The organism is Lutibacter oricola (genome assembly GCF_900106565.1).
GTDB classification, from domain to species: domain Bacteria; phylum Bacteroidota; class Bacteroidia; order Flavobacteriales; family Flavobacteriaceae; genus Lutibacter; species Lutibacter oricola.
Genome location: NZ_FNNJ01000005.1, coordinates 43,572 through 64,396 on the forward strand (window position 1 = coordinate 43,572; position 20,825 = coordinate 64,396).

17 protein-coding genes are annotated in these 20,825 nt (G+C 28.9%); 5 read left to right on the plus strand and 12 right to left on the minus strand.

What is annotated here, in order from left to right; genetic code table 11:
* Window positions 1-1,398, plus strand: a complete 1,398-nt coding sequence (locus tag BLU40_RS10510; RefSeq protein WP_090123178.1) for an amidase — start codon at window positions 1-3, stop codon at window positions 1,396-1,398.
* Window positions 1,398-4,724 (plus strand): bifunctional amidotransferase subunit GatB/aspartate--tRNA ligase AspS, encoded by a 3,327-nt coding sequence (gene gatB/aspS / locus BLU40_RS10515; RefSeq protein ID WP_090123179.1) that lies wholly within the window; start codon window positions 1,398-1,400, stop codon window positions 4,722-4,724. Before BLU40_RS10510 ends, gatB/aspS begins: the two co-directional genes overlap by 1 nt.
* 58 nt (window positions 4,725-4,782) lie before the next feature.
* On the opposite strand, the gene BLU40_RS10520 is transcribed toward gatB/aspS, so the two are convergent.
* From BLU40_RS10520 to BLU40_RS10540, 5 genes are all read right to left on the minus strand, one after another.
* Complete coding sequence (locus BLU40_RS10520) at window positions 4,783-7,443, minus strand: carboxypeptidase-like regulatory domain-containing protein (protein WP_090123181.1); 2,661 nt, start codon at window positions 7,441-7,443, stop codon at window positions 4,783-4,785.
* Window positions 7,444-7,461: 18 nt separating this feature from the next.
* Window positions 7,462-8,202: a GLPGLI family protein gene (locus tag BLU40_RS10525; protein ID WP_090123183.1), complete on the minus strand. Its 741-nt coding sequence runs from the start codon at window positions 8,200-8,202 to the stop codon at window positions 7,462-7,464.
* A complete protein-coding gene (locus tag BLU40_RS10530; RefSeq protein ID WP_090123185.1) occupies window positions 8,202-8,954 on the minus strand; it encodes a GLPGLI family protein in 753 nt (250 codons plus the stop codon). The genes BLU40_RS10525 and BLU40_RS10530 overlap by 1 nt, the downstream gene beginning before the upstream one ends.
* A gap of 81 nt (window positions 8,955-9,035) precedes the next feature.
* Window positions 9,036-9,779 carry a GLPGLI family protein gene (locus BLU40_RS10535; protein ID WP_090123186.1) on the minus strand — a complete coding sequence of 248 codons (744 nt, stop codon included), beginning with the start codon at window positions 9,777-9,779 and terminating at the stop codon, window positions 9,036-9,038.
* A 46-nt stretch (window positions 9,780-9,825) separates the two neighbouring features.
* Window positions 9,826-10,590, minus strand: coding sequence for a GLPGLI family protein (locus BLU40_RS10540; RefSeq protein WP_090123188.1), 765 nt, complete (start codon window positions 10,588-10,590; stop codon window positions 9,826-9,828).
* Between the two features lie 349 nt (window positions 10,591-10,939).
* Here BLU40_RS10540 and BLU40_RS10545 point away from each other — a divergent pair, with 349 nt between their 5' ends.
* The 3 genes from BLU40_RS10545 (at window position 10,940) to BLU40_RS10555 (ending at window position 13,902) form a co-directional block, all read left to right on the plus strand.
* Window positions 10,940-11,311, plus strand: a complete 372-nt coding sequence (locus BLU40_RS10545; RefSeq protein ID WP_090123190.1) for a DUF423 domain-containing protein — start codon at window positions 10,940-10,942, stop codon at window positions 11,309-11,311.
* Between the two features lie 120 nt (window positions 11,312-11,431).
* Window positions 11,432-11,824, plus strand: coding sequence for a hypothetical protein (locus BLU40_RS10550; protein ID WP_090123192.1), 393 nt, complete (start codon window positions 11,432-11,434; stop codon window positions 11,822-11,824).
* Between the two features lie 158 nt (window positions 11,825-11,982).
* On the plus strand, window positions 11,983-13,902 hold the full coding sequence (locus tag BLU40_RS10555) for a CocE/NonD family hydrolase (RefSeq protein ID WP_090123194.1): 1,920 nt from the start codon (window positions 11,983-11,985) through the stop codon (window positions 13,900-13,902).
* A 164-nt stretch (window positions 13,903-14,066) separates the two neighbouring features.
* Here BLU40_RS10555 and BLU40_RS10560 read toward each other — a convergent pair whose 3' ends face one another.
* The 7 genes from BLU40_RS10560 to BLU40_RS10590 form a co-directional block, all read right to left on the minus strand.
* On the minus strand, window positions 14,067-15,332 hold the full coding sequence (locus BLU40_RS10560) for an alginate export family protein (RefSeq protein ID WP_090123195.1): 1,266 nt from the start codon (window positions 15,330-15,332) through the stop codon (window positions 14,067-14,069).
* A gap of 120 nt (window positions 15,333-15,452) precedes the next feature.
* Window positions 15,453-15,692 (minus strand): cytochrome C oxidase subunit IV family protein, encoded by a 240-nt coding sequence (locus tag BLU40_RS10565; protein ID WP_090123197.1) that lies wholly within the window; start codon window positions 15,690-15,692, stop codon window positions 15,453-15,455.
* Between the two features lies 1 nt (window position 15,693).
* On the minus strand, window positions 15,694-16,275 hold the full coding sequence (locus BLU40_RS10570) for a cytochrome c oxidase subunit 3 (RefSeq protein WP_090123199.1): 582 nt from the start codon (window positions 16,273-16,275) through the stop codon (window positions 15,694-15,696).
* Window positions 16,276-16,506: 231 nt separating this feature from the next.
* Window positions 16,507-17,484, minus strand: coding sequence for a DUF438 domain-containing protein (locus tag BLU40_RS10575; RefSeq protein WP_090123201.1), 978 nt, complete (start codon window positions 17,482-17,484; stop codon window positions 16,507-16,509).
* Window positions 17,484-18,194 carry a DUF542 domain-containing protein gene (locus BLU40_RS10580; protein WP_090123202.1) on the minus strand — a complete coding sequence of 237 codons (711 nt, stop codon included), beginning with the start codon at window positions 18,192-18,194 and terminating at the stop codon, window positions 17,484-17,486. The genes BLU40_RS10575 and BLU40_RS10580 overlap by 1 nt, the downstream gene beginning before the upstream one ends.
* 237 nt (window positions 18,195-18,431) lie before the next feature.
* On the minus strand, window positions 18,432-18,869 hold the full coding sequence (locus BLU40_RS10585) for a hypothetical protein (protein ID WP_090123204.1): 438 nt from the start codon (window positions 18,867-18,869) through the stop codon (window positions 18,432-18,434).
* Between the two features lie 162 nt (window positions 18,870-19,031).
* On the minus strand, window positions 19,032-20,801 hold the full coding sequence (locus tag BLU40_RS10590) for a nitric oxide reductase activation protein NorD (protein ID WP_090123206.1): 1,770 nt from the start codon (window positions 20,799-20,801) through the stop codon (window positions 19,032-19,034).
* Between the last annotated feature and the right edge of the window lie 24 nt (window positions 20,802-20,825).

The following is a 20,825-nucleotide window of genomic DNA, read 5'->3' on the forward strand; positions in this document are numbered from 1 at the left end:
ATGGAATCTCAAATAAAAAAAATACACCAACAATTGGTGTCTAAACAGATAACTTGTACAGCTTTAGTACAAGAAAAATTAGACTTACTTAAGCAAAACACTTATAATTCAGTAAACTCTTTATTAGATTCAACAGCGCTAGATCTTGCCGCAAAAGTTGATGCTAAAATTGCTAATAATGAAAAAATAGGTTTACTAGAAGGTATTCCGTTTGGAATTAAGGATGTGTATATGGTTCAAGGAACGTACACAACTGCAAGTTCAGATTTGTTGAAGAAATACAAATCGCCATACACAGCAACAGCAATTCAAAAATTATTAGACGCTGGTGCAATTCCATTGGTAAAAGAAAACTGCGATAGTTTTGGGCACGGTTCATCTAGTGAAAACACTGTTTTTGGCGCCGTAAAGAACGCTGTAAATCCAGAATTAGTTGCAGGAGGTTCTAGTGGAGGTTCAGCAGTAAATGTTGCTAAAGAATATACGGCATTTTCAATTGGTGGAGATACTGGAGGTTCAATCCGTCAGCCTGCAGGTTACAACAATATTTATGGTTTAAAACCTACCTACGGAAAAATTTCTAGATATGGTTTAATGGCATACGCTTCTTCTACAGATTGTGTTGGTCCATTAGCAAAATCTATTGAAGACATTAGAATTGTATTGAATGTAATGAGCGGTAAAGATGTTAAAGATCAAACCTCTTACAATTCAAAAGAAATAAATGAAAATGATATTTTAAAGAACAACGTTAAAACTGTTGGATATTTTAAAAACTTTATTGAAAGTGAAGCTATTGATGCTAGCGTAAAAGCAGATTTTTTAGCTAGTATTGAAAAAATTAAAGCCGCAGGAATTGAAGTTAAAGAATTAGATTTCTTTAAATCTGATATTTTAGTATCTACTTATTATACGTTGGCAATGGCTGAGACTGCTTCAAACTTATCTCGTTTAGACGGTACCAATTATGGAGACCGCATTGAAGGCGAAAATTTAAAAGACACTTACTCTATAACTCGTTCTAAAAATTTCTCAGAAGAATCAAAACGTAGAATTGTTGGTGGTAACCAAGTATTATCGCAAGGTTTTAGTGATGAAATTTACCTAAAAGGATTAGAATTAAGAGATCATATTTCAGCAAACTTCAACAAAGATTTTAGTGAAGTTGATGTTATTTTATCTCCTGTAACACCAAGTGCACCTCCAAAAATTGGAGATAGTTTAAAAGACCCACACGCAATGTATTTATCTGATGCATACACGGTAGGTTTTAGTTTAGGACAATTGCCTACTTTAACCGTTCCGCAAGGAACTGTTACTGGGCTGCAAATTACTGCAGCAAAAAATAATGATGAATTGGTATTGAAGTTTGCTAACTTCTTAAAAGAAACAATATAATGGAATTGGAACAGTTAAATGCGGCCATAAAAGCCCACGATTTAGAATTGGTAATTGGACTTGAAACTCACGTTCGATTAAATACCAAAACCAAGTTGTTTTGTTCTTGTCCAAATCAAGAAATTGAAACACCAAACCAAAACATATGTTCAGTTTGTACTGGGCAAATGGGAGTTTTACCAGCTATAAATAAAGAAGCAATTACAAAGGCTATTTATTTTGGTAAGGCTGTAGAATCTTCATTTGAAAATGAGGTTATTTCTTGGGATCGTAAACATTACGAATATCCAGATAACCCAAAAAATATTCAAATTACACAATTTCATAATCCTGTAATTCCAGACGGACACGTTTCGTGTTATCGAAATGATGGTTCGCAATTTACAGTGAATTTAACGCAGGTGCATATTGAAGAAGATGCCGCAAAATTAGTACACGAGAAAAAAGTTTCTTTGGTAGATTTTAATAAAGCAGGTGTTCCGTTAATTGAAATTGTTACCGAACCTTGTATTCGTAATATTGAAGATGCTTCTACCTACGCACAATACATTCAACGTATTGTTCAAAACTTAGGTATTTCTGAAGCAAACCTTGAAAAAGGTGAATTTAAATCGGATGTTTCGGTATCATTACGTAAAAAACGTAGTTACGATTTAAATCCTCGTACCGAAATTAAAAACTTAAATTCGTTTAAGTTTATGGTAGATGCTTTAAAGGAAGAAATTGAGAAGCAACTAAACTATTATGTTGAACATAAAGAATTTAGACCAGATCAAACTACCGTTTTATGGGATGCTGAATTAAAGCAAACCAAAACAATGCGTAAAAAAGAATTTGAAGCGGATTATCGTTTTATTTCTGAACCAGATTTACCTTTTGTTAGCATTAAAAATGAAATTAAGGCTATAACTGTAGATTCTAGCGCATTACCTTTTGCTGTTGAAACAGTATTAATTAAAGGTGGTGTTTTACCACAAGATGCTAAGTTTTTTACTGCAGATGCTATTCGTTCTAAAATATTTATGGATATCAATAATGTAATAAAAGACCCTTCTTTCGTTGCTAAAACATTGGTAAATAATATTAAAACAGAAGACTACGCTGCTATAAACAATGTAGAAAGCTTAACAGAAATTTTCCAACTATTTAAAGCCGAAAAAATTACGGCTGTATTAGCACAAAACGGAATTACTTCGTACTTAAAAGATAGAACTTTTGATTACAACAAGTATTTTGAAGACAATACTATTTCAGAAGAAAAAATAAAAGAAGCAATTCAAAAAGTAATTTCAGAAAACGAAGCTATTGCAAATGATATTAAGGCCGGAAACCAAGGCAAAGCTGGTATTTTAGTTGGTAAAATTATTGGAATTATTGGTAAAGGAGCTTCAGGAAAAGTAATTAGACAAGGTATTTTAGATGAATTAAACGCTACTTCATCTCAACAAAAAAGTTCAGAAAATAAAATTGGAACTACTACCGGAGAAGCTTCAGAAAAAGAACAAGATGATGTTTTACCTGAAATTCCAATCATTATAAAAAATGAATATAGAACGCATAAAATTTCTCAATTAACAGAAGCTAATATTACCGAAAAAGTAACATTATCCGGTTGGGTTTCTAGTGTTCGTGACCACGGTGAGTTAATGTTTATTGATTTACGTGATTCTAGTAACGAAATTTTTCAAGTACGTTTAAGTAGAGAATCTTTTCCAAATTTAGACGAGTTAGTAAAACTAAAACCAGAAAGTGTAATTACGGTTACAGGTGTAATTGTACAACGTAAAGAAGACGATTACAATGCTGGTTTAAGAACTGGTAAAATTGAGTTAGAAACTTCAGAATTAGAAATTTTAAATCTTTCTAAAACATTGCCTTTTGAAATTAAACGAGCAACTAAAACAAACGAAAGTACACGTTTTCAATATAAGTTTTTAGATCATAGAAATGATGATGTTAGAAGAGCAATTGTAAACCGCCATAAGGTTATAAAACTATTGCGTGATATTTTAGATGAAGAAGAATTTTTAGAAATTGAAACGCCAATTTTAACTGCCGGAACGGATGAAGGTGCACGTGAATTTATTGTACCAACTCGTAAACAAGGCGGTTTATTTTATACATTACCACAAGCACCACAACAGTTCAAACAAATGTTAATGGTTAGTGGTTATGAAAAATATTTCCAAATTGCACGTTGTTTTAGAGATGAAGATTCTCGTGGAGACCGTCAGCCAGAATTTACACAATTAGATATTGAAATGGCATACGCAAGTATGCAGCAAATTATAGATTTAAACACCAAAATGTTTAATGAAGTAGTGAAAAAAATATATGGTAAAAAATGGATACTACGTCCGTTTGAAGTTATTACCTATAAAGAAGCAATGGACAAATATGGTTGCGATAGGCCAGATTTACGCTATGGCTTACAAATGCAAGACATTACTGAAATTGTAAAAGACACTACGTTCCAAGTATTTAGCAAACCTATTGAACAAGGTGGAATTGTAAAATGTATTAAAGTTTCGGCTAAAGAGCAAGGAGACAAACGTATGTCTAAAGGTCAAATTGAAAACTTGACTGCAATTGCGCAACAACATGGGCTTGGAGGATTGGCTTATATTATTGTAAATGAAAACGATTTACAAAGCCCAATTATTAAGTTTTTAGGTGCTGAAATTGCTGCAGGTATTATTAACGAAACTAAAGCTGAAGTTGGTGATATTGTATTTTTCTCTGCTGCAGATTATGAAACAGCAAACAAAGCGTTAGACGCAGTTAGACAAGAAATGGGTAAAATTCTTAGATTGATAAATCCTAAAGAATTAAGGCCTGCTTGGGTAGTAGATTTCCCAATGTTTGAGAAAAACGATGATGGTAGATGGACATTTACCCACAATCCGTTCTCTATGCCTGCTATTTACGATTTAGACAAGCATATGAATGGTACTGATGAGGAAATTGGAACTATTATAGCCCAACAATACGACCTTATTTTAAATGGTTATGAAATTGGTGGAGGATCTGTACGTGCACATAAAGCTGAAATTTTAGAAGCAACCTATAGAAATATGGGCTACAATAAAAATGAAATGATTAAAAGTGTTGGCGCTATGTATAAAGCATTCCAGTATGGTGCACCACCACACGGAGGAATTGCTTGGGGAGTTGACCGTTTAATGATGATTTTAGAGAAAAAAGCATCAATTAGAGAGGTTATGGCTTTCCCTAAAACAGGAACTAGTGATGATTTACTGTTTGGAGCTCCTTCAAAATTATCAGATAAAAAAGTAGAAGAACAAAATGTTCGAATTATAAAATAATAAACTTTAAAAAGGCTGTTTAACAAAAATTAAACAGCCTTTTTTTATATAATAAGTTCTACAAATTATAACCAATTGAAAACATTACTATTCTGGGTAAAATGTATGTTTTTGAATCTGATATTATATAAGACGAGAAGCTATTTTGTTGTTTAAACTTTTCATTAAATAAATTTTGAGCATTAATTTTAAAACTCCAGGCACTATCTTCCTTTTTATACAAAAGATCTAAATTTGCAAGCTGATATGTGTTTTTTTGACCAAAATTTTTATTCTCGTAACTATATCTTTTATAATCAAAAGACAAACCAACACCTTTTAAAAAATCATAATCAATAGTTAAGTAAGGTTGATTTGTAATAAACTTTGAAGTTATATTACTAGATGTATAATTACCTAAGCGTTGTTCAAAACCAAATTCTACAATTGGAAACTTGTCAAATAATGTTTTAGCCGAAATTGTATAGCCCACACTATTGCTTTTATTTGTTACAAAAGAATTATTTATTTGCTGAAGGTATTTTGAAGTTAATACATTGGTTTTAACACCATATTTAATTTGCTTTATTTTCTTATTAATGTTTAACTTAAAATCCCAACGCTCTTCTGGGTTACTAACCATAAGCGTTGTAACATATTGATTTACCCCTTCAAATTGAACCGCATTTTGAATTCCTTTTATTTTTTTTGTAAAATCTACGCCTCCATAAAGCATTAAACCTCTGTATAAACTAAATCTTCTGTAATTTAATTTTGCTGTATGGTATAGCTCATTCTCAAGATTTTCATCTCCCTTATAAACAGCATTGTATGATTGTAAATAAAAACGATTTGCTAGTTTTGAAGCATTAGAAAAAGCCGTTTTTAATTGATAGTTAAATTTAATTTGTTTTGAATTACTAAACTTAACAGTTGTTGAAAAATCAGGTAAAAGAACCGTTTTACGTTTGTTCAACCTAGTTTGTTCACGCAATTTCCAATTATAATTATGCAGAAAAGCACCTTGTTTAAATTCAGCTATTCCTAATTTAAATTTGTAATGTACACCTACAAATAAATCGTTTAACTTGAAATTTAAATCATTACCAAATCCAGCCGCAGAAAAATTATTTACACTACTATTTTCTAATTGTTGACTTTCATCTGTAAAATAAGATTCGTTATTATATTTATTTCCAATTGTTGTATAAATATGATTAAAATTATTTAACACCCAATAATGTTTAAAAATAGTATTTATAGAAACATTTTCAATCTCTTTTTGCTGATGAATATTATAATTATCTGATATTTCAACAGGAATTAAGCCTTGTAAAATTAATTGATTTGTTTCCCAAATTGTTGTTGGATTATTCTTATCTAAAGTAATATCTGATGCAAAAGAAAACGTGTGCTTATTAGTTAATTTTTTATGCCACTCAATATTTTGGTTTACATAAGTTGCTTCTGCGTTATTTTTTACAAAAACGAAACGCTGATCATTTTCAATAGTTGAAATAATGGCATTATTCTGTAAGTTATCGGATTTTTTAAATTGAGTTTTAAAATACCATTGTTCATTTGTAGTTGGTGCATACTCTATATTAAATTTTCCAATTCCTAAAATATTTTTGGCTGTTGATTTGTTCTCTTTCTCTTCTGTAATAGTAGTATATTGATTAACAGATTCATTTAATGTTTCATTTTTGGCATGTGAAAAAATAGCATAACCTGAAATATCTAATTTACTATTAACAACTTTGGAAATATTTAAAGCCCCAAATTTTGCAGTACTACTTACCAAATCTTGAGTATTTATAAAAGTACTAAAATTACCTGCTGAAGCTTTGTATAAAGCCCCATCTCCTTTTAAAACAGAACTTATACCTCCTTGAAAACTTATATAATCTTTAAATGTGAATGTTTTTTCATTTGTATTATTTAAACTACCAATAAAATTTACGTTCGTTTTTGGACTATAATAAAACAAATTACTTTGTAGTCTATAAAATTCTTCATTTCCTTTTCCAGCCTCAACATCTCCAAAAACAAATTGCTTTTTATCTTCTTTCAATAAAATATTCATTGCCATTTCATCTGAATCTGATACATTTTTCAAAAAAGCAACCTCATTATAATTATCTAGAACTTGTATTTTGTCAATGGCATTTGCAGGTATGTTATTTACAGCTAATTTTGAACCTCCTCCAAAAAACTTTTTCCCTTCTACTAACATTTTGGTTACCTTTTTGCCTTGAACGGTAACGGATCCATTTTTATCAACCTCAACACCTGGTAATTTTTTTAAAACTTGTTTTAATTTTCGTTCCTCACCTGTAATAAATTTACTAGTATTATAAGTTATTGTATCTTCTTTTACTAACACTGGTATTTCAATAACAACTTCTTTTAACTGGTTTGGCTCACTTTTTAAAACTATATCTTTTTTATAATTTTTTGAAGCATTAAACTCAAAACTAACTGTTTTAAACCCCATATAACTTACTGAAATTATATAAGCTTCATTTTTTACAAGTTCTAATTTATAATTCCCTTCATCACCTGTAATAGAAAATTTTATTCTTTCGGCAACATTTACAGGTTTTGCAATTACGTTTGCATAACTTAATGGGTTATGTAAACTATCTTTTACACTACCGGAAAGTAGTATGTTTTGACAACTAACTGATTCAAACAAACAAAAATAAAACACTAAAATAAAACTAACTTTAAATCTCATTTATTAAATTAAAGGTGATTAATATTTTTTATATAGATTGAAACTATTTTTAGTTAGTAGGTCATACTCTTTTCTGCTAATTTTAATTCCTTTTTTTGGTGGTGTTATTTCTGTTTTCTCAGGTTTATTTAGTGTTATTTTAGATGCCGAATAAATAATTTTATCATATTGTAGTTCTAATATTACCCCAGGTAAACCAACATACTTTCCTGGACCAAAAGGATAATTTAATTTTGGACAATACCAGGCTATAATTTTTTTACCAACCTTGCCATTAACTGTTTCAATTTCTACTGTTGCTGTTGCCTTATTACATTTATAATCTCCAATATTTTTTATAGTATTATTAAGTTCCCATTTAATTGTATTATAATCTGTTTTAATAAGAAACAGATCAGAAGCTAAATATTTTTGATGTAAAAGCTCTTTTTTTGGTAAACTTATATAATAGTTCCCTTGCTCTATTCCTAAGAGCTTACTTAGTTTTGCGGATAAACTTTTTGAATCATTTTCACTTTCTAATTTTGAAAGTTCTGTAAAATAAGATTCTTTTTTGTTAAAAAGTAATTTATACTCTACATTGTTCATTTGAGAAAAGCTTGCTTTTAATAACTTGGCTGCTTCTTCATTAACATTATTACTTTTAGCATCTACATTATAAGCACTTTTCTTTTTATAAATAATTTCTGTATAGGTATTTTGGCTATGCAAAATATTTATCGCCAACAATAATGTAATTATGTATATTTTCGTTTTCATTAGTTTTGTCTCATATATTTTCGAGCATCTTTCAATAAGTTTGCTTCTGTTGTTTTTATTCCTTTTGTTAAAGGAGTAATAGTTTGTTCTTTTTCAATAAATTCAAGTTTTGTTAGAGTAATCATTTTGTTTTTTTCATAAACCTCAATAACAAGTCCTGGTAACCCTACAAAATTATATGGCCCATACGTTAATGGAATACTTGGCGCGTACCAAGCAACTACTTTATCTTTAGATATAGTACCTGATAAATTATACCTTTTTTTATAGGTAACAGCCTTAAAACAAGTATACCCTTTAATTACTTGACTTTCATTTGTTAAGTTCCACTGTAAAGAATCGCTGCTAGATTTTATTAAATATGTTTCTCCTAATAAAACTGTTTGATTATAAATTTCTTTAGATTTTCTGTTATAATAATATTTTTTATTACTACTTGACATACTTTTCAAAAGAGTTGTTTTTATACCATTTTCATTATCAATGTCCATCTTTTCTTGAAAACTAAATAGAGAGTTATCTTGATTAAATTTTAATTGAAATTCAAAACTTTCCGTATTACTTTGAAAAATCCCTTTTAATAAAGACAATGCTTCGGTCTTATTACTACCTGTATCTTTTTTAGTTAAGGAGTCAATCTTTTCATTCATCCCATTTTTTGCCAATAAAAAAGAATATGTTGCAACTCCATTTTGAGAATAACTACTTATTGTTAATAAACAAAACAGTAAACTATAAATTAATTTTTTCATAATTATTATGTTTAAAGAAAGAATTACTACATTAGAATAAACCTTACACACTTATATTACAAACACTCAAAATAAAACATTTTAAAATACTTTTTTAAAGTTTGACATTGCTTTTAAACCTATTTCTTCAAACTCGTCTTTTGTTACTATCTTGCCCTGAGTTGGTTTTTTAATTTGAATTTCTTTACTCGAATTCAACATTATTTCACTCACATAATACTTATAATTACGCATTGATAGTTCAATAATGAGACCTGGTAAATTACTATAACCTAAAGGACCATGTGGAATATTTATTTTAGGTGCATACCAAACTTCAACAGGTGTTTTAATAATACCATTTCGTCCTTTAACAGTTTCAGTTGTTGTTGCCTTGTAACATGTATATTCTCCTATTTTTTTTTCTTCGTCATATAGTTTCCATTCTTGTCTAGGGTATTCTACCAAAAACACCTCTCCATAAGCATCTATTTTTCTAATATTTTTTTTACTTGTATAATAAACATTACCACCTTCTGGACCAATTGCAAAAGAGTAAAATCTATTATTTTCTAATTCTAAAATATTCTGTGCCTTGAAAACACTTACGCTATCTTTAAAAATTAATTCAAAACGCAGTTCCTTTACTAGATCACTTTTCTTAGAATCAATTTCTTTCACCTTTCTAACAAATTCAGGATTATTTTTATTTTTATTTAAAAAATTTTTATTTGTAGATAACCTATTTATGTATGTTTTTTTATACTTTATTATACCTTTAGTTTGTTGAGACCAACAAAAATTTCCAAATAATATTATCGATAAAACTATAATTTGTTTATTCATATATGTTTATATTAAAATGGAAATATCTTAGAAGAAAATATTTCGTCTATCTACCAATCCATAAATTCTTAGACACTTTTTTCATCCTTAATTCAAACTCTTTACTTGTTAACATTTTTCCCTTATTTGGTTTAACTATTTTAATAGACTTCTTAGGGTTTAACTTAATTTTAGTCGCGTAAAATATTAATTTATCTTCTTGCAGTTCTAAAATTAATCCTGGTAAATTACCATAGCCTTTTGGACCAAAATTTAAAGGAATTTCTGTAGTATACCATGCAATAACAGGTTTTTTAAAAATACCTTTACTGTTTTTTACTATTTTTGTTGTAGTCGCCATAAAACACTTGTAATTATTAATAACTTTAGTTTTATTAACAAGTTCCCATTTTATATCACTTAGGTTATATTCAATAACAAATAATTCTCCAAAAGATTCCTTTTGAACAAGTTTTTGGCTACTTTTTATATTTAAATAAAATACGTCATCTACTCTAGAAAATTTCTCAGCTAACTTATACCCTTTATCTGCTTCATTTTGCAGCTTTTTAATACCCACAAAAACAGATTCGTCTCTATTAAATTTTAAATTATATTCAAAATTATCACAATTTTTAACGATACTTTCACTTATAAAATCCATAGTGTTTTTATATACATCACCATACTTTTTATTTGCTATTGAATCATTAAGCTTTTCACCAAGCCTTTGCTTATAAGTAACTTTACCATATAGCTCTTGAGCTGTTAATGAAATAGTATTTAATAACAATAAGAGAACTAATACGACCTTTATATTTAATTTTTTCATATTATTAAAATTTAAATTTGTGGCGTTAAGTTCTTGAGTACGGAGATTTTTTCTCTACTTGAAAATAACGGTTTTGAATAAGAAATAATTTATTGAATTTACTTTAAGAAAGTTACTACTCACATAGAAACACTAAGTAGAAAACTAATTTCACTACTTGAGTCAGTAATTATCACAACAATTTTTAAATCTTTTTCAAGTCAAATCTAAAAAAAAAAAAATAGCTATGCAATTTAACTAGCAAATACGCTTATTTATACGGTTTTACCTTACTTATATACACTAATACCATATTTTAATTTTAACTAATTATATTGTAGTACTTTTATCAACTAATAAATAAACACAAATGCCACATTACATATTATTAATAGCTAGTATTTTAGGAGGACTATCCGTTGTATTTGGTGCTTTTGGTGCACACGCACTAAAGAAAATTTTAAACGAAGACCAACAAAAGAGCTTTGAAACTGGTGTAAAGTACCAACTATACCACGCAATTGTTTTACTAATTATTGGTTTTAATTTTAAACTAGAAATTGCTTCAGAAAAATATATGGTGTATAGTTTTATTGCTGGTATTATCTTGTTTTCATTTAGCATTTATGGATTGGTTATTTCTTCAGCAAAAAACAAAAAAATACGATTTTTAGGCCCAATTACTCCACTTGGAGGTTTATTTTTAATTATTGGTTGGTGTTTACTAGCTTATAATGTTTAATTTCTAGATTGCTTTTTCTAAAAATAAAATTTTTGTTTATACCCAATTCTACTACTAATTAATTGAATTTTAAATACTACTTTTGATACACTAAAAACATTTATTTTTAAGCTTTAGTTTATGCCGTATCAAAATGTGTTTACCCTTTTTTGGGAACAAGTAAAAGAAAGTGTTGAAAAAAACCAATTTGCCAAATTAACTATGGCAAAAACTATTGGTAAACCTAACTTAAAAAATATATTTCTAAGACCTGTTGCTTCTGAAAATGGCTATAAAGTATTACTTAAGTTTCGTTATAGATCTAGAGAAACTGAAGATATTGAAGAAGAACTTACATTAGATGAAGCTTTAGAAGTTGTTAAACCTCATCTAAAAAACTCTTTTTTATCTGTTTTGTTATTTACTACAACAAAAGATGTTACCTTCAAAATAAATAAAAAAGGAATGGGTAGTATTACCGAAAATGCTCCAACATTTCATGAGGTTATATTTGCAGAGAAAGATGAAGAATAAATCAACAACCTCGACCAAAGGTACGAGGTATGCTTTCGAAACAACTATTTTTCATTTCGAGACAAGCCTCAGAAAATTTAAATCCTTGGCTATCGCCCTGTGATTAAATTCTATTCATGTATTTTTTGTAGATTTACCATCTACCAAAAATAATTTTAATGAAATTCTTTTCTTTTAAAGTAATAATTACACTATTACTTATTTCTTCAGTTATAAGTTGCAAGAAAAACCCGTTAGCTTTTACTGAAAATTATGTTGAAGCAAACTATACCAAAACAGAGACTAGCATTACTATGCGAGATGGAGTAAAACTTTTTACTTCTATATATAGCCCAAAAGACAAAAGCAAAACCTATCCTATTTTACTACAACGCACTCCTTATAGCGTAAGACCATACGGAGAAAACAACTATAAAAGCAACATTGCACCAAACCAACATATGATGAAAGAGGGTTACATTGTTGTTTACCAAGATGTACGTGGTAGATGGATGAGCGAAGGAACTTTTGATAACATGCGTGCTTATATTCCTATAAAAAAAGATAGTACGGTTACAGACGAAAGTTCTGATACGTACGACACTATAGATTGGTTAGTGAAAAACGTAGACAATAACAATGGTAATGTTGGTATTTGGGGAATTTCGTATCCTGGTTTTTATAGCACCTGCGCTACTATTAATGCACATCCGGCGTTAAAAGCTGCTTCTCCACAAGCTTGTATTGGAGATTTCTTTTTTGATGATTTTCACCATAACGGAGCATATATGCTTAGTTATTTTAGAGCTACACCACTATTTGGAACTCAAAAATACAAACCATCAGACACTAGCTGGTACAAAATACCCGATATTAAAACAAAAGATCAATATCAGTTTTTTTTAGATGCCGGACCATTAAGTAATTTGAACTCTTATTTTCAATACAACAAATTAGATGATCCAACCATAAGAAACAACGATAAAGTAGACGACTTTTTTTGGCAAGAGTTAAAAGACCATCCTAATTACGATGAAGTTTGGCAAAGCAAAGGAATTATTCAACATTTAAAAAATATAAAATCGCACGTAGCAACAATGGTTGTTGGTGGTGAATTTGATGCTGAAGATTTATATGGCCCACTAGAAACCTATAAAAACATAGAAAAATATAATAAAGATAATTACAATACGCTTGTTTTTGGACCTTGGAGTCACGGACAATGGGCTAGTAGAAAAAAGGAGAACACTGTTGGTAATTATTATTTTGGAGATTCAATTTCGCTAAACTATCAAAAAAATATTGAAACTAAGTTCTTTCAACATTTCTTAAAAGGTAAAGGAGATAAAAACACAAATTTACCTGAAGCTTATGTGTACGATACTGGAGCAAAAAAATGGAATAGTTTTAATGCTTGGCCACCAAAAAACACTTCAAAAATTGATTATTATTTAAGTGAAGATCAACAATTAACTACTTCAACAAAAAAAGAAATAGGCATACAATTTATAAGTAATATTAAAAAGCCAGTTCCTTATACTGAAGATATAAAATCTGTATTTACACCACGTAAATATATGACCGACGACCAACGTTTTGCTGCTAGGAGAAGTGATGTGTTAGTTTTTGAAACAACCGAATTAAAAGAAGACTTTACACTTGCTGGAGACATATTAGCTAAGCTTAAAGTTGCAACAACTGGTACTGATGCTGATTGGATTGTAAAAGTTATTGATGTACACCCAGCTAATGAAAAAGAGAATAATAAAAATATGCAAAAACACCTTAAAATGAGTAATTATCATTTAATGGTACGTAGCGAAGTTATGCGAGGTAAATTTAGAAACAGTTTTACGTTTCCAGAACCTTTTATACCTAATAAAAAAACAGCGGTAAACATTAAACTTCAAGATGTTCATCATACATTTAAAAAGGGGCATAAATTACAAATTCAAGTTCAAAGTACTTGGTTTCCTTTAATTGATCTGAATCCACAAACGTATGTAGATAATATTTTTAAGGCTAGTAAAGAAGATTTTAAAACACAAACACATACAGTTTTTACATCTTCAAGTATAGAATTTAATGTATTGAAATAATAGTATTTTACTTAATTATCTGTTACAGATTTTTGCCTACACAGAAAAATAAAAGTTTAACAAATAGTAAGGTTTTAACTGCGCTTAACCTTAAAAAATAAAAAAGAGGAGATCTTTAATAAATTAAAGAGCTCCCCTTTTTAGCAAACATCTATTCAAATTATTTATTTTGAAGAAGAAAATAATTTAGGTTTGAATGTTAACATTATCCATCCCCAAGAATTAGTTTCGTCTTTATCTCCACCTTTTAAAAGCTCCATTGAGTCTTTTGCAAACATTTGAGAGTAACCAGCATTAAACATAATGTTATTTGCTACTTTGTAACCAACAACTAAATCAACTTCAGTACCTAAGCTATTATCCATTTTAGTAGAACCACTATAAATATCAGCTGCAGAAGAGAAGAAATGAGGAATTAATTTAGCAGAAAATTTGTCTTTACTATATGCCAATGTAGCATTTACATCAACTAAACCAACTTGACCACCGTGATTTCCAACATAAAAATAATCCATCCAACCATTAAATTTGTGGTTTGTACCATAAAAAGGATTGAAAGATTTAATTTTAGAATCTAATCTAGAACCTGATCCATAATCAAAATCAGAACCAGATAAATATTCAGTTCCCACACCTATTGAAAATTCTTTAGATAATTTATAGCTAATGTTACCTGCTAAATTACTAGCACTTACATCTGTACCATTAGTTTTTCCAGCTTGTAAATATGCAGAAAAATTAGCACCAAATTTACCTTTTCCATATTTTACATATGTACCAATAGTTTGAGTATAATCAACCTTCTGGTCTGCACCATCCATAAATTCAATACCATTATTTAAAGCTAATAAACTTAAGTTTAAATTATCATTTAAAGCTGTATGATACCAAGCGTATTGGAATGTTTTATATTGAGTTGTATATAATACATCTACGTTATTTTCATTATCTGAATTTAAAGCTAAACCAATATCTAATTTACTTTTATTAGAAAATTTAAATTTAGCTAATAAAGCATCGTGGCTTCTTGCTTGTTGTGCCCAACCTACATTACCAAACATTCTACTATCATCATAAACAATTTCTTGACGTCCTAATTTAATAGAAAACACATCAGAAATTAAAGCTTCAGCCCAAGCTTCGTGAAGCATTGTATTGTTATCATCTTTTCCTAAAGTAGAAATATCTCCCCAAACTCTTACGTTTTGTAAAGAAACACCTAACTTAACTTTATCTTGTTGAAAGTTAAAATTTAAACGAGTACGTTGTGAAACAAAGTTTGCTCCATCAACTCCATCATTCATTAAAGTTTTGTAACCATGTCTATTTTCAAATCTTGGTCTAATTTCAGCAGACAAATCAAATTGCTGAGCTGATAACGTTGTTACCATTAAAGTAACCAATAGTGTTAAATAAAAATACTTTCTCATTGTTATTAGTATTAATTAAATTATTTAAATATTTAAAGACCTTTTTGTCTTTATATGCTGCGAAGATAAGTGCAATAAAAGTTACATTTTATGATTTTTGTCAATTTTTAACAAAAAATGTTATAAAAATGTTAAACTCAGCATTAAAAATACGCTTAAAAATGCGAATACAGATATTTTCCAGAATAAATGAGCCTTTTTTAGCTCCATAAAATAGAATGTTATACCTATAAACTTAAATACAGAAAGCACTAAAATTATAGCACCTTTATGCACCAAATTACTATTAGAAATAATTGCAGATATAATAGTTAGTACTATTAAAACAATCCACACTTTTAAAAATATTGTCTTCTTCATTTTAAAATATTAAATAGATTATTGGAAATAGTAGCAACCAAATTAAATCGCACATATGCCAAAAGGTGGCGCCAGCTTCAAAATCTTCAATTTTGGTTGAATGCTTTTTTTTCTTTATTCCGAAGAAAATAGAAATTAAAATTACCAAACCTACAATTACATGAATCACATGAAACAAGGTTAACATCCAATAAAAGCTGAAAAATGTATTGTAACCAATAGTTAAACCTGCATTTATTTTAAAATAATACTCGATACTTTTAAGTATTAAAAACAAAACACCACCTAGCATAGTAAGCTTTAAATACAAAGAAGTTTTGGTAATGTTGCCCTTTTTAAAATAATCAACAGATTTTGCCATAAAAAAACCACTAGTAATTAAAAATACAGTATTTACGGCTCCAAAAGTTGAGTTTAGCAATAAACGAGATTTATGAAAAACTTCTGGCTCATCTTTTCCATAAGAAAGCATTGCTATTAATGCCATACCAAAAGTAATTAGTTCCAAAAAAATAACTATCCATATTAAAATTCCTCCTGGTGGATAGTATAAATTTTTATGGCTTATTGGTTTTGTTTGCATTGGTTTAAATGTAAAAATGAGTTAGATTCTAAATGCCATTTCTGCGTAGCCAAAAATTCTTATACTAAAGAATAGTTTCCTGCCTACGCAGAAATGACAAAGAATACTTCAAAAAAAAAATAACTGATGTTACCCCGAACTTTATTCAGGGCTTCATCAAAATAAACACATAACTTATCATTCTTGTTTACTAAGAAATGACAACTATTTTTAAACTTTTTAGTATAATTTTTAATCCCAATCTAACAGTCTTTTTTGACCTTCTAATTTTTGAATTTCGGTAATATCTTGCGACATTTCAATTACACCTTTGTATTCTTTATTATCGTTTCTAATAGCAAAATATCTAATATGAATAATTCGTCCTTTAAAATTGAACCAAAACTCAGCAACATCTTTTGTTCCTGCTTTAAATTCTTCAACTATACGTAATACCATATCCACACTTTTTGGCGGATGACAAAAACGAACCTCACGTCCAATAATTCCTTTACTACGCGGAAAAACTCTATCTTCTCCTCTATTGTAAAAAATTACTTTGTCATTTTCATCTACATACGTAATATCTACAGGTAAAAAACGAAGCAATAAATTTACCTGTTCTGGTGTCATATAACCTTCATCATAATGAAATGTATTGTCTAAAGAAAACGATAAATCACGCTTTTTAAAATCTTGACTTGGGTGTACATATTCTTCCTTTTCAATTGTTGGATATGGAGTAGGCTTTTCTAACAACATCCAACCAATTTCTTCATCTCCTTGGTAAAATTCTTTCCAATCATCTTCACTCAACAAATCCATTGAATTTGGAAACAAACGCGTATCTTCAATAATCATTAAACGTTTAATACCTTCAATTAAATAAGGAATATTATCAATAATTTTCTCCGTATTTTTTTCTGAATTATAACCATTCAGCAAACGAATTTGATCACGTAAATTATCATGAAAAGACCACATTCCTTGGCTTGGACCTTCCCACCCGTGTTTTTCTAAATAAGGAAACAACTGATTTTCTTTACGGGCAAAACGTTTTTCAATAGTTGTTAATTGATTAAATATATTAAAGTATTTCTGAAAATCCTTAACTGGATCTGCATCATATAATTCTAATAAAATATCTTGTATTAAAGCTCCTTCTTGGTAATAAACTTTTACTGGGTGCCCTTCTGGTAGTTTTTCAACTGTTGGTAAAAATGAATCCATTATTCAATAATATTTAAAGCTTTTGGTATTAATACATTTTTTTCAAAATGCATATACTTATGTACTTGATGTTCTAGCTGTTTTAAATTTGCATATAAGTATTTATATGAATTACAAGCACCTTCTGGAGTAGTATAATTTGATGACAATTTCGAAATCTCTTTAAATGCATCTCCCATTAAACCTTGTGCAATTTCATTTCTTTTAATTGCTTTTTGAAGGTTTTGCAATGTGTCAATAGTAACTTCTTCTTGTTTTTCACTAGCCTCAACAATTTCATTAATTATTGGGTACAAACTCATTATGGAATTTCTAAAAGTTTCGCTAATAACTACTTCAACTCCATTTACCAAATCGTTAATTTCAATTACTTCTTTATGAGACTCTCCATGTACCTTAGAAACTTTATTTGCATATGGAAGTATTTCAAAAAACATATCGCTAATAGTTGTATGAAAACCACCTTTAACTTCACTAATTAATGTGGGAATATCTAATTCTTCAACACTTGTTCCTCTTGAAATTTTATTATTTATTGTTTCAATTTCTTGCTTTAACACCTCAAAATCAACACCATTTTCTCTACAAGCTTTTTCTAACGTATCTCCACCTCCACAACAAAAATCTATGTTGTATTTACTAAAAACGTGATCAGATCCAAGGTTTTTAGAAACAACTTCTGCAACTGTATTTTCTTTTGTTATTTGCATAATAGTAATATTTATGAGGCAAAGATAATAAATAAAAGACTATTTTATCCTTTTTTAAAAATAAATCGTAATATTTTACACTACAACGTTTTAGAACAATTTAACAATACATTTATAAAAAAGAAGTGATGCTAATAAGCAATAATTAATATACAATAACAATCCCCATTTAAAAATTAAAATTTCAATTTTTAAATGGGGACTACCAGTAATTTTCCCAATAAAAGATACTTGTATTTAATCTACTCTCTCAAATACACTACCCATACCGTTTTCAAAATCTTGATTAATAAATAACGAATTAGAATAATTATAAACGTTAATTATACCCTCTAATACTACAATACTTTTACTTTCTTCAGAAATTGTAGTTATTGAAATAAACTGTTCTGTTTCTTCAGTTAAGATTGATTTTTTATTTATTATTGAGTACGTTCCAGAAATAGATTCTTTGTTATTTAATAATATCGTGTACTCAAAATCAGGCTTCAAATCTAAATGAATAATTTTGTCTGTATTTTGAGGAGTTTTATAAATCCGACCAGCTTCTCCTCCATTTGTTGATTTCCATTCCCATTTTCCAACCATGTCATTAGAATAAACCTCAACACTATCATCTTGATTACAAGACAATAAAACAACAAATAACACTAATAAATAACCTATATTTTTCATAATTATGCTTTTAATAAAAAAAACAATAATTATCTAAAAAGCAGTAAAATTAAAGTCAGCAATACATTAATTATTGGTTAAAAAAAGAATTGAAATCACTTTAAATCAATATTAGCTTAATATAAATTTAATTTTGAAAAATATTTTAGCGTTCTAATTAAACTAACCTTGATGCTTTATTTTTTCGTACAATTGAACAAGAGATTGCAACATCTCTACAGGTGTTGTTAAAATTTGATAATGATTTTGCCCAAACATTTGAGGTAAGTAATATTTTGCTTGTGCTTCAATAGCCAAAGCGTATGAATTTATATTGCGTTCGTTTAATTCTCGTAAAGCTTGTTTCACATCATTAACTCCGTACTTACCTTCGTACTTATCGTAGTCGTTTGGTTTTCCGTCTGAAATTAAAATAACCCATTTATTCTTGGTATCTCGCTTATCTAACATTGCTCCTGAATGACGCAATGCAGCCCCAATTCTTGTATAACCACTTGGCTCTACAGCTCCAACTTTAAATTTTGATTTGTTCCAATCTTCATCAAAATCTTTAATGGTAATATATGAAGAATGATTACGTGTTTTTGAGTAAAAACAATCTATTGAAAAATCGATATTAAACTCTTCTAAAATTTCCCCAAATAATATTGAAACTTGCTTTTCAACATCAATTACTCTATTTCCTGCAGCATATCCATCGCTTGATAAACTAATATCTAGTAATAATAAAATAGATAGGTCTTTTTCCTTTTTACGCTTAGATACATATATTTTTTCTGAAGGTGTATGTCCAGATTTTACATCAACAAATAAATCTGTTATGGCATCAATATCAAATTCCTCTCCTTGTGTTTGTCTACGTTGTTGTTGGTATTTATTATTTACCGTAGTTAACATTTTACGCAAACCATTTAAGGTTGAACGGTTTTCGTTCAATGTTTTTTTGTAATACGGAACATCTGTTTTTAATATTGATTTTGGGTACACTTTACAAAAATCCGGTTTATAACCTCGCTTTGTATAATCCCACTCATCATATTTTATATGATAGCCTTTCGCATCTATTTCTGAACTTTCAGAAACTGTTGTATTCTCAATAAAATCTGCTTGATATACAGAATGCGCTGTATCATCAACACGTACCGTATATTTCATATTAATATCTTCCAACGCGTTGGAATGATCTTCTAACTCATCTTCACCATCAAAATCTCTAAAGTTGCCACCAAATTCTTCAGCTGTTTCTACTTTTTCAAATTGATGTTGCAAAACTGCATCTTCTTGCTGTTTAATATCAACCTGAACCGAAATTATTTCTTCAACTGCATTTGATTTTAAAATAGTTTTTGGTTTCTCTTCGCTTGCCTTTTTAACCTTATCTGTAATATTTTTTAATTTTTCTTCGGAAGTATCTTCAAGATTGTTTCGCATCCATTTTCCGTAGATAAAAGAGAAATCTTTAGCAGTGTTATTTTTTTGTTTTTCTGAATAAAATTGAACGAATTTGTTGTGATATTTCTCAGTTACAGGAAATTGTTCAAACAATGAAGCTAATACTTTATTCGAGTTTTCTTCTGCTTTTTGCTGACTTTCTGTAAGCTCGTGTTCTAGGTTATCATTCCAATTTAACTCTAAATTCTTTTGAACAGACAAGTATAAAATTCTGAATAAATAAAAAGAAATATTCTCTTCTGCTGAAGTAAATTCAACAAAACGGCCTGGAAGAAAAAAGTTATTGTTTTTATATCCTCCTTCTCTTTCAGCCTCATAAATTTCAATAGATTGCCCAGTAATTGCACGAGCCAAAATAGTTAAACGAGGTTTTAGGTCGCTTAAATTTACAGCGTGTAAAATATCTGCCTGCCGCTTTTTACTTTTACGTTTAAAGTAATAAGCAAGTTTTGTAAAAAGATATTCATCTGGTTCGAACATTACTATTGGTTGTTGGGTTTTAGT

Bases quoted from the DNA above. Each gene is read 5' to 3' on its own strand.
- BLU40_RS10510 (WP_090123178.1), top strand. From the start codon at position 1: ATGGAATCTCAAATAAAAAAAATACACCAACAATTGGTGTCTAAACAG.
- gatB/aspS (WP_090123179.1), top strand. From the start codon at position 1,398: ATGGAATTGGAACAGTTAAATGCGGCCATAAAAGCCCACGATTTAGAA.
- BLU40_RS10520 (WP_090123181.1), bottom strand. From the start codon at position 7,443: ATGAGATTTAAAGTTAGTTTTATTTTAGTGTTTTATTTTTGTTTGTTT.
- BLU40_RS10525 (WP_090123183.1), bottom strand. From the start codon at position 8,202: ATGAAAACGAAAATATACATAATTACATTATTGTTGGCGATAAATATT.
- BLU40_RS10530 (WP_090123185.1), bottom strand. From the start codon at position 8,954: ATGAAAAAATTAATTTATAGTTTACTGTTTTGTTTATTAACAATAAGT.
- BLU40_RS10535 (WP_090123186.1), bottom strand. From the start codon at position 9,779: ATGAATAAACAAATTATAGTTTTATCGATAATATTATTTGGAAATTTT.
- BLU40_RS10540 (WP_090123188.1), bottom strand. From the start codon at position 10,590: ATGAAAAAATTAAATATAAAGGTCGTATTAGTTCTCTTATTGTTATTA.
- BLU40_RS10545 (WP_090123190.1), top strand. From the start codon at position 10,940: ATGCCACATTACATATTATTAATAGCTAGTATTTTAGGAGGACTATCC.
- BLU40_RS10550 (WP_090123192.1), top strand. From the start codon at position 11,432: ATGCCGTATCAAAATGTGTTTACCCTTTTTTGGGAACAAGTAAAAGAA.
- BLU40_RS10555 (WP_090123194.1), top strand. From the start codon at position 11,983: ATGAAATTCTTTTCTTTTAAAGTAATAATTACACTATTACTTATTTCT.
- BLU40_RS10560 (WP_090123195.1), bottom strand. From the start codon at position 15,332: ATGAGAAAGTATTTTTATTTAACACTATTGGTTACTTTAATGGTAACA.
- BLU40_RS10565 (WP_090123197.1), bottom strand. From the start codon at position 15,692: ATGAAGAAGACAATATTTTTAAAAGTGTGGATTGTTTTAATAGTACTA.
- BLU40_RS10570 (WP_090123199.1), bottom strand. From the start codon at position 16,275: ATGCAAACAAAACCAATAAGCCATAAAAATTTATACTATCCACCAGGA.
- BLU40_RS10575 (WP_090123201.1), bottom strand. From the start codon at position 17,484: ATGGATTCATTTTTACCAACAGTTGAAAAACTACCAGAAGGGCACCCA.
- BLU40_RS10580 (WP_090123202.1), bottom strand. From the start codon at position 18,194: ATGCAAATAACAAAAGAAAATACAGTTGCAGAAGTTGTTTCTAAAAAC.
- BLU40_RS10585 (WP_090123204.1), bottom strand. From the start codon at position 18,869: ATGAAAAATATAGGTTATTTATTAGTGTTATTTGTTGTTTTATTGTCT.
- BLU40_RS10590 (WP_090123206.1), bottom strand. From the start codon at position 20,801: ATGTTCGAACCAGATGAATATCTTTTTACAAAACTTGCTTATTACTTT.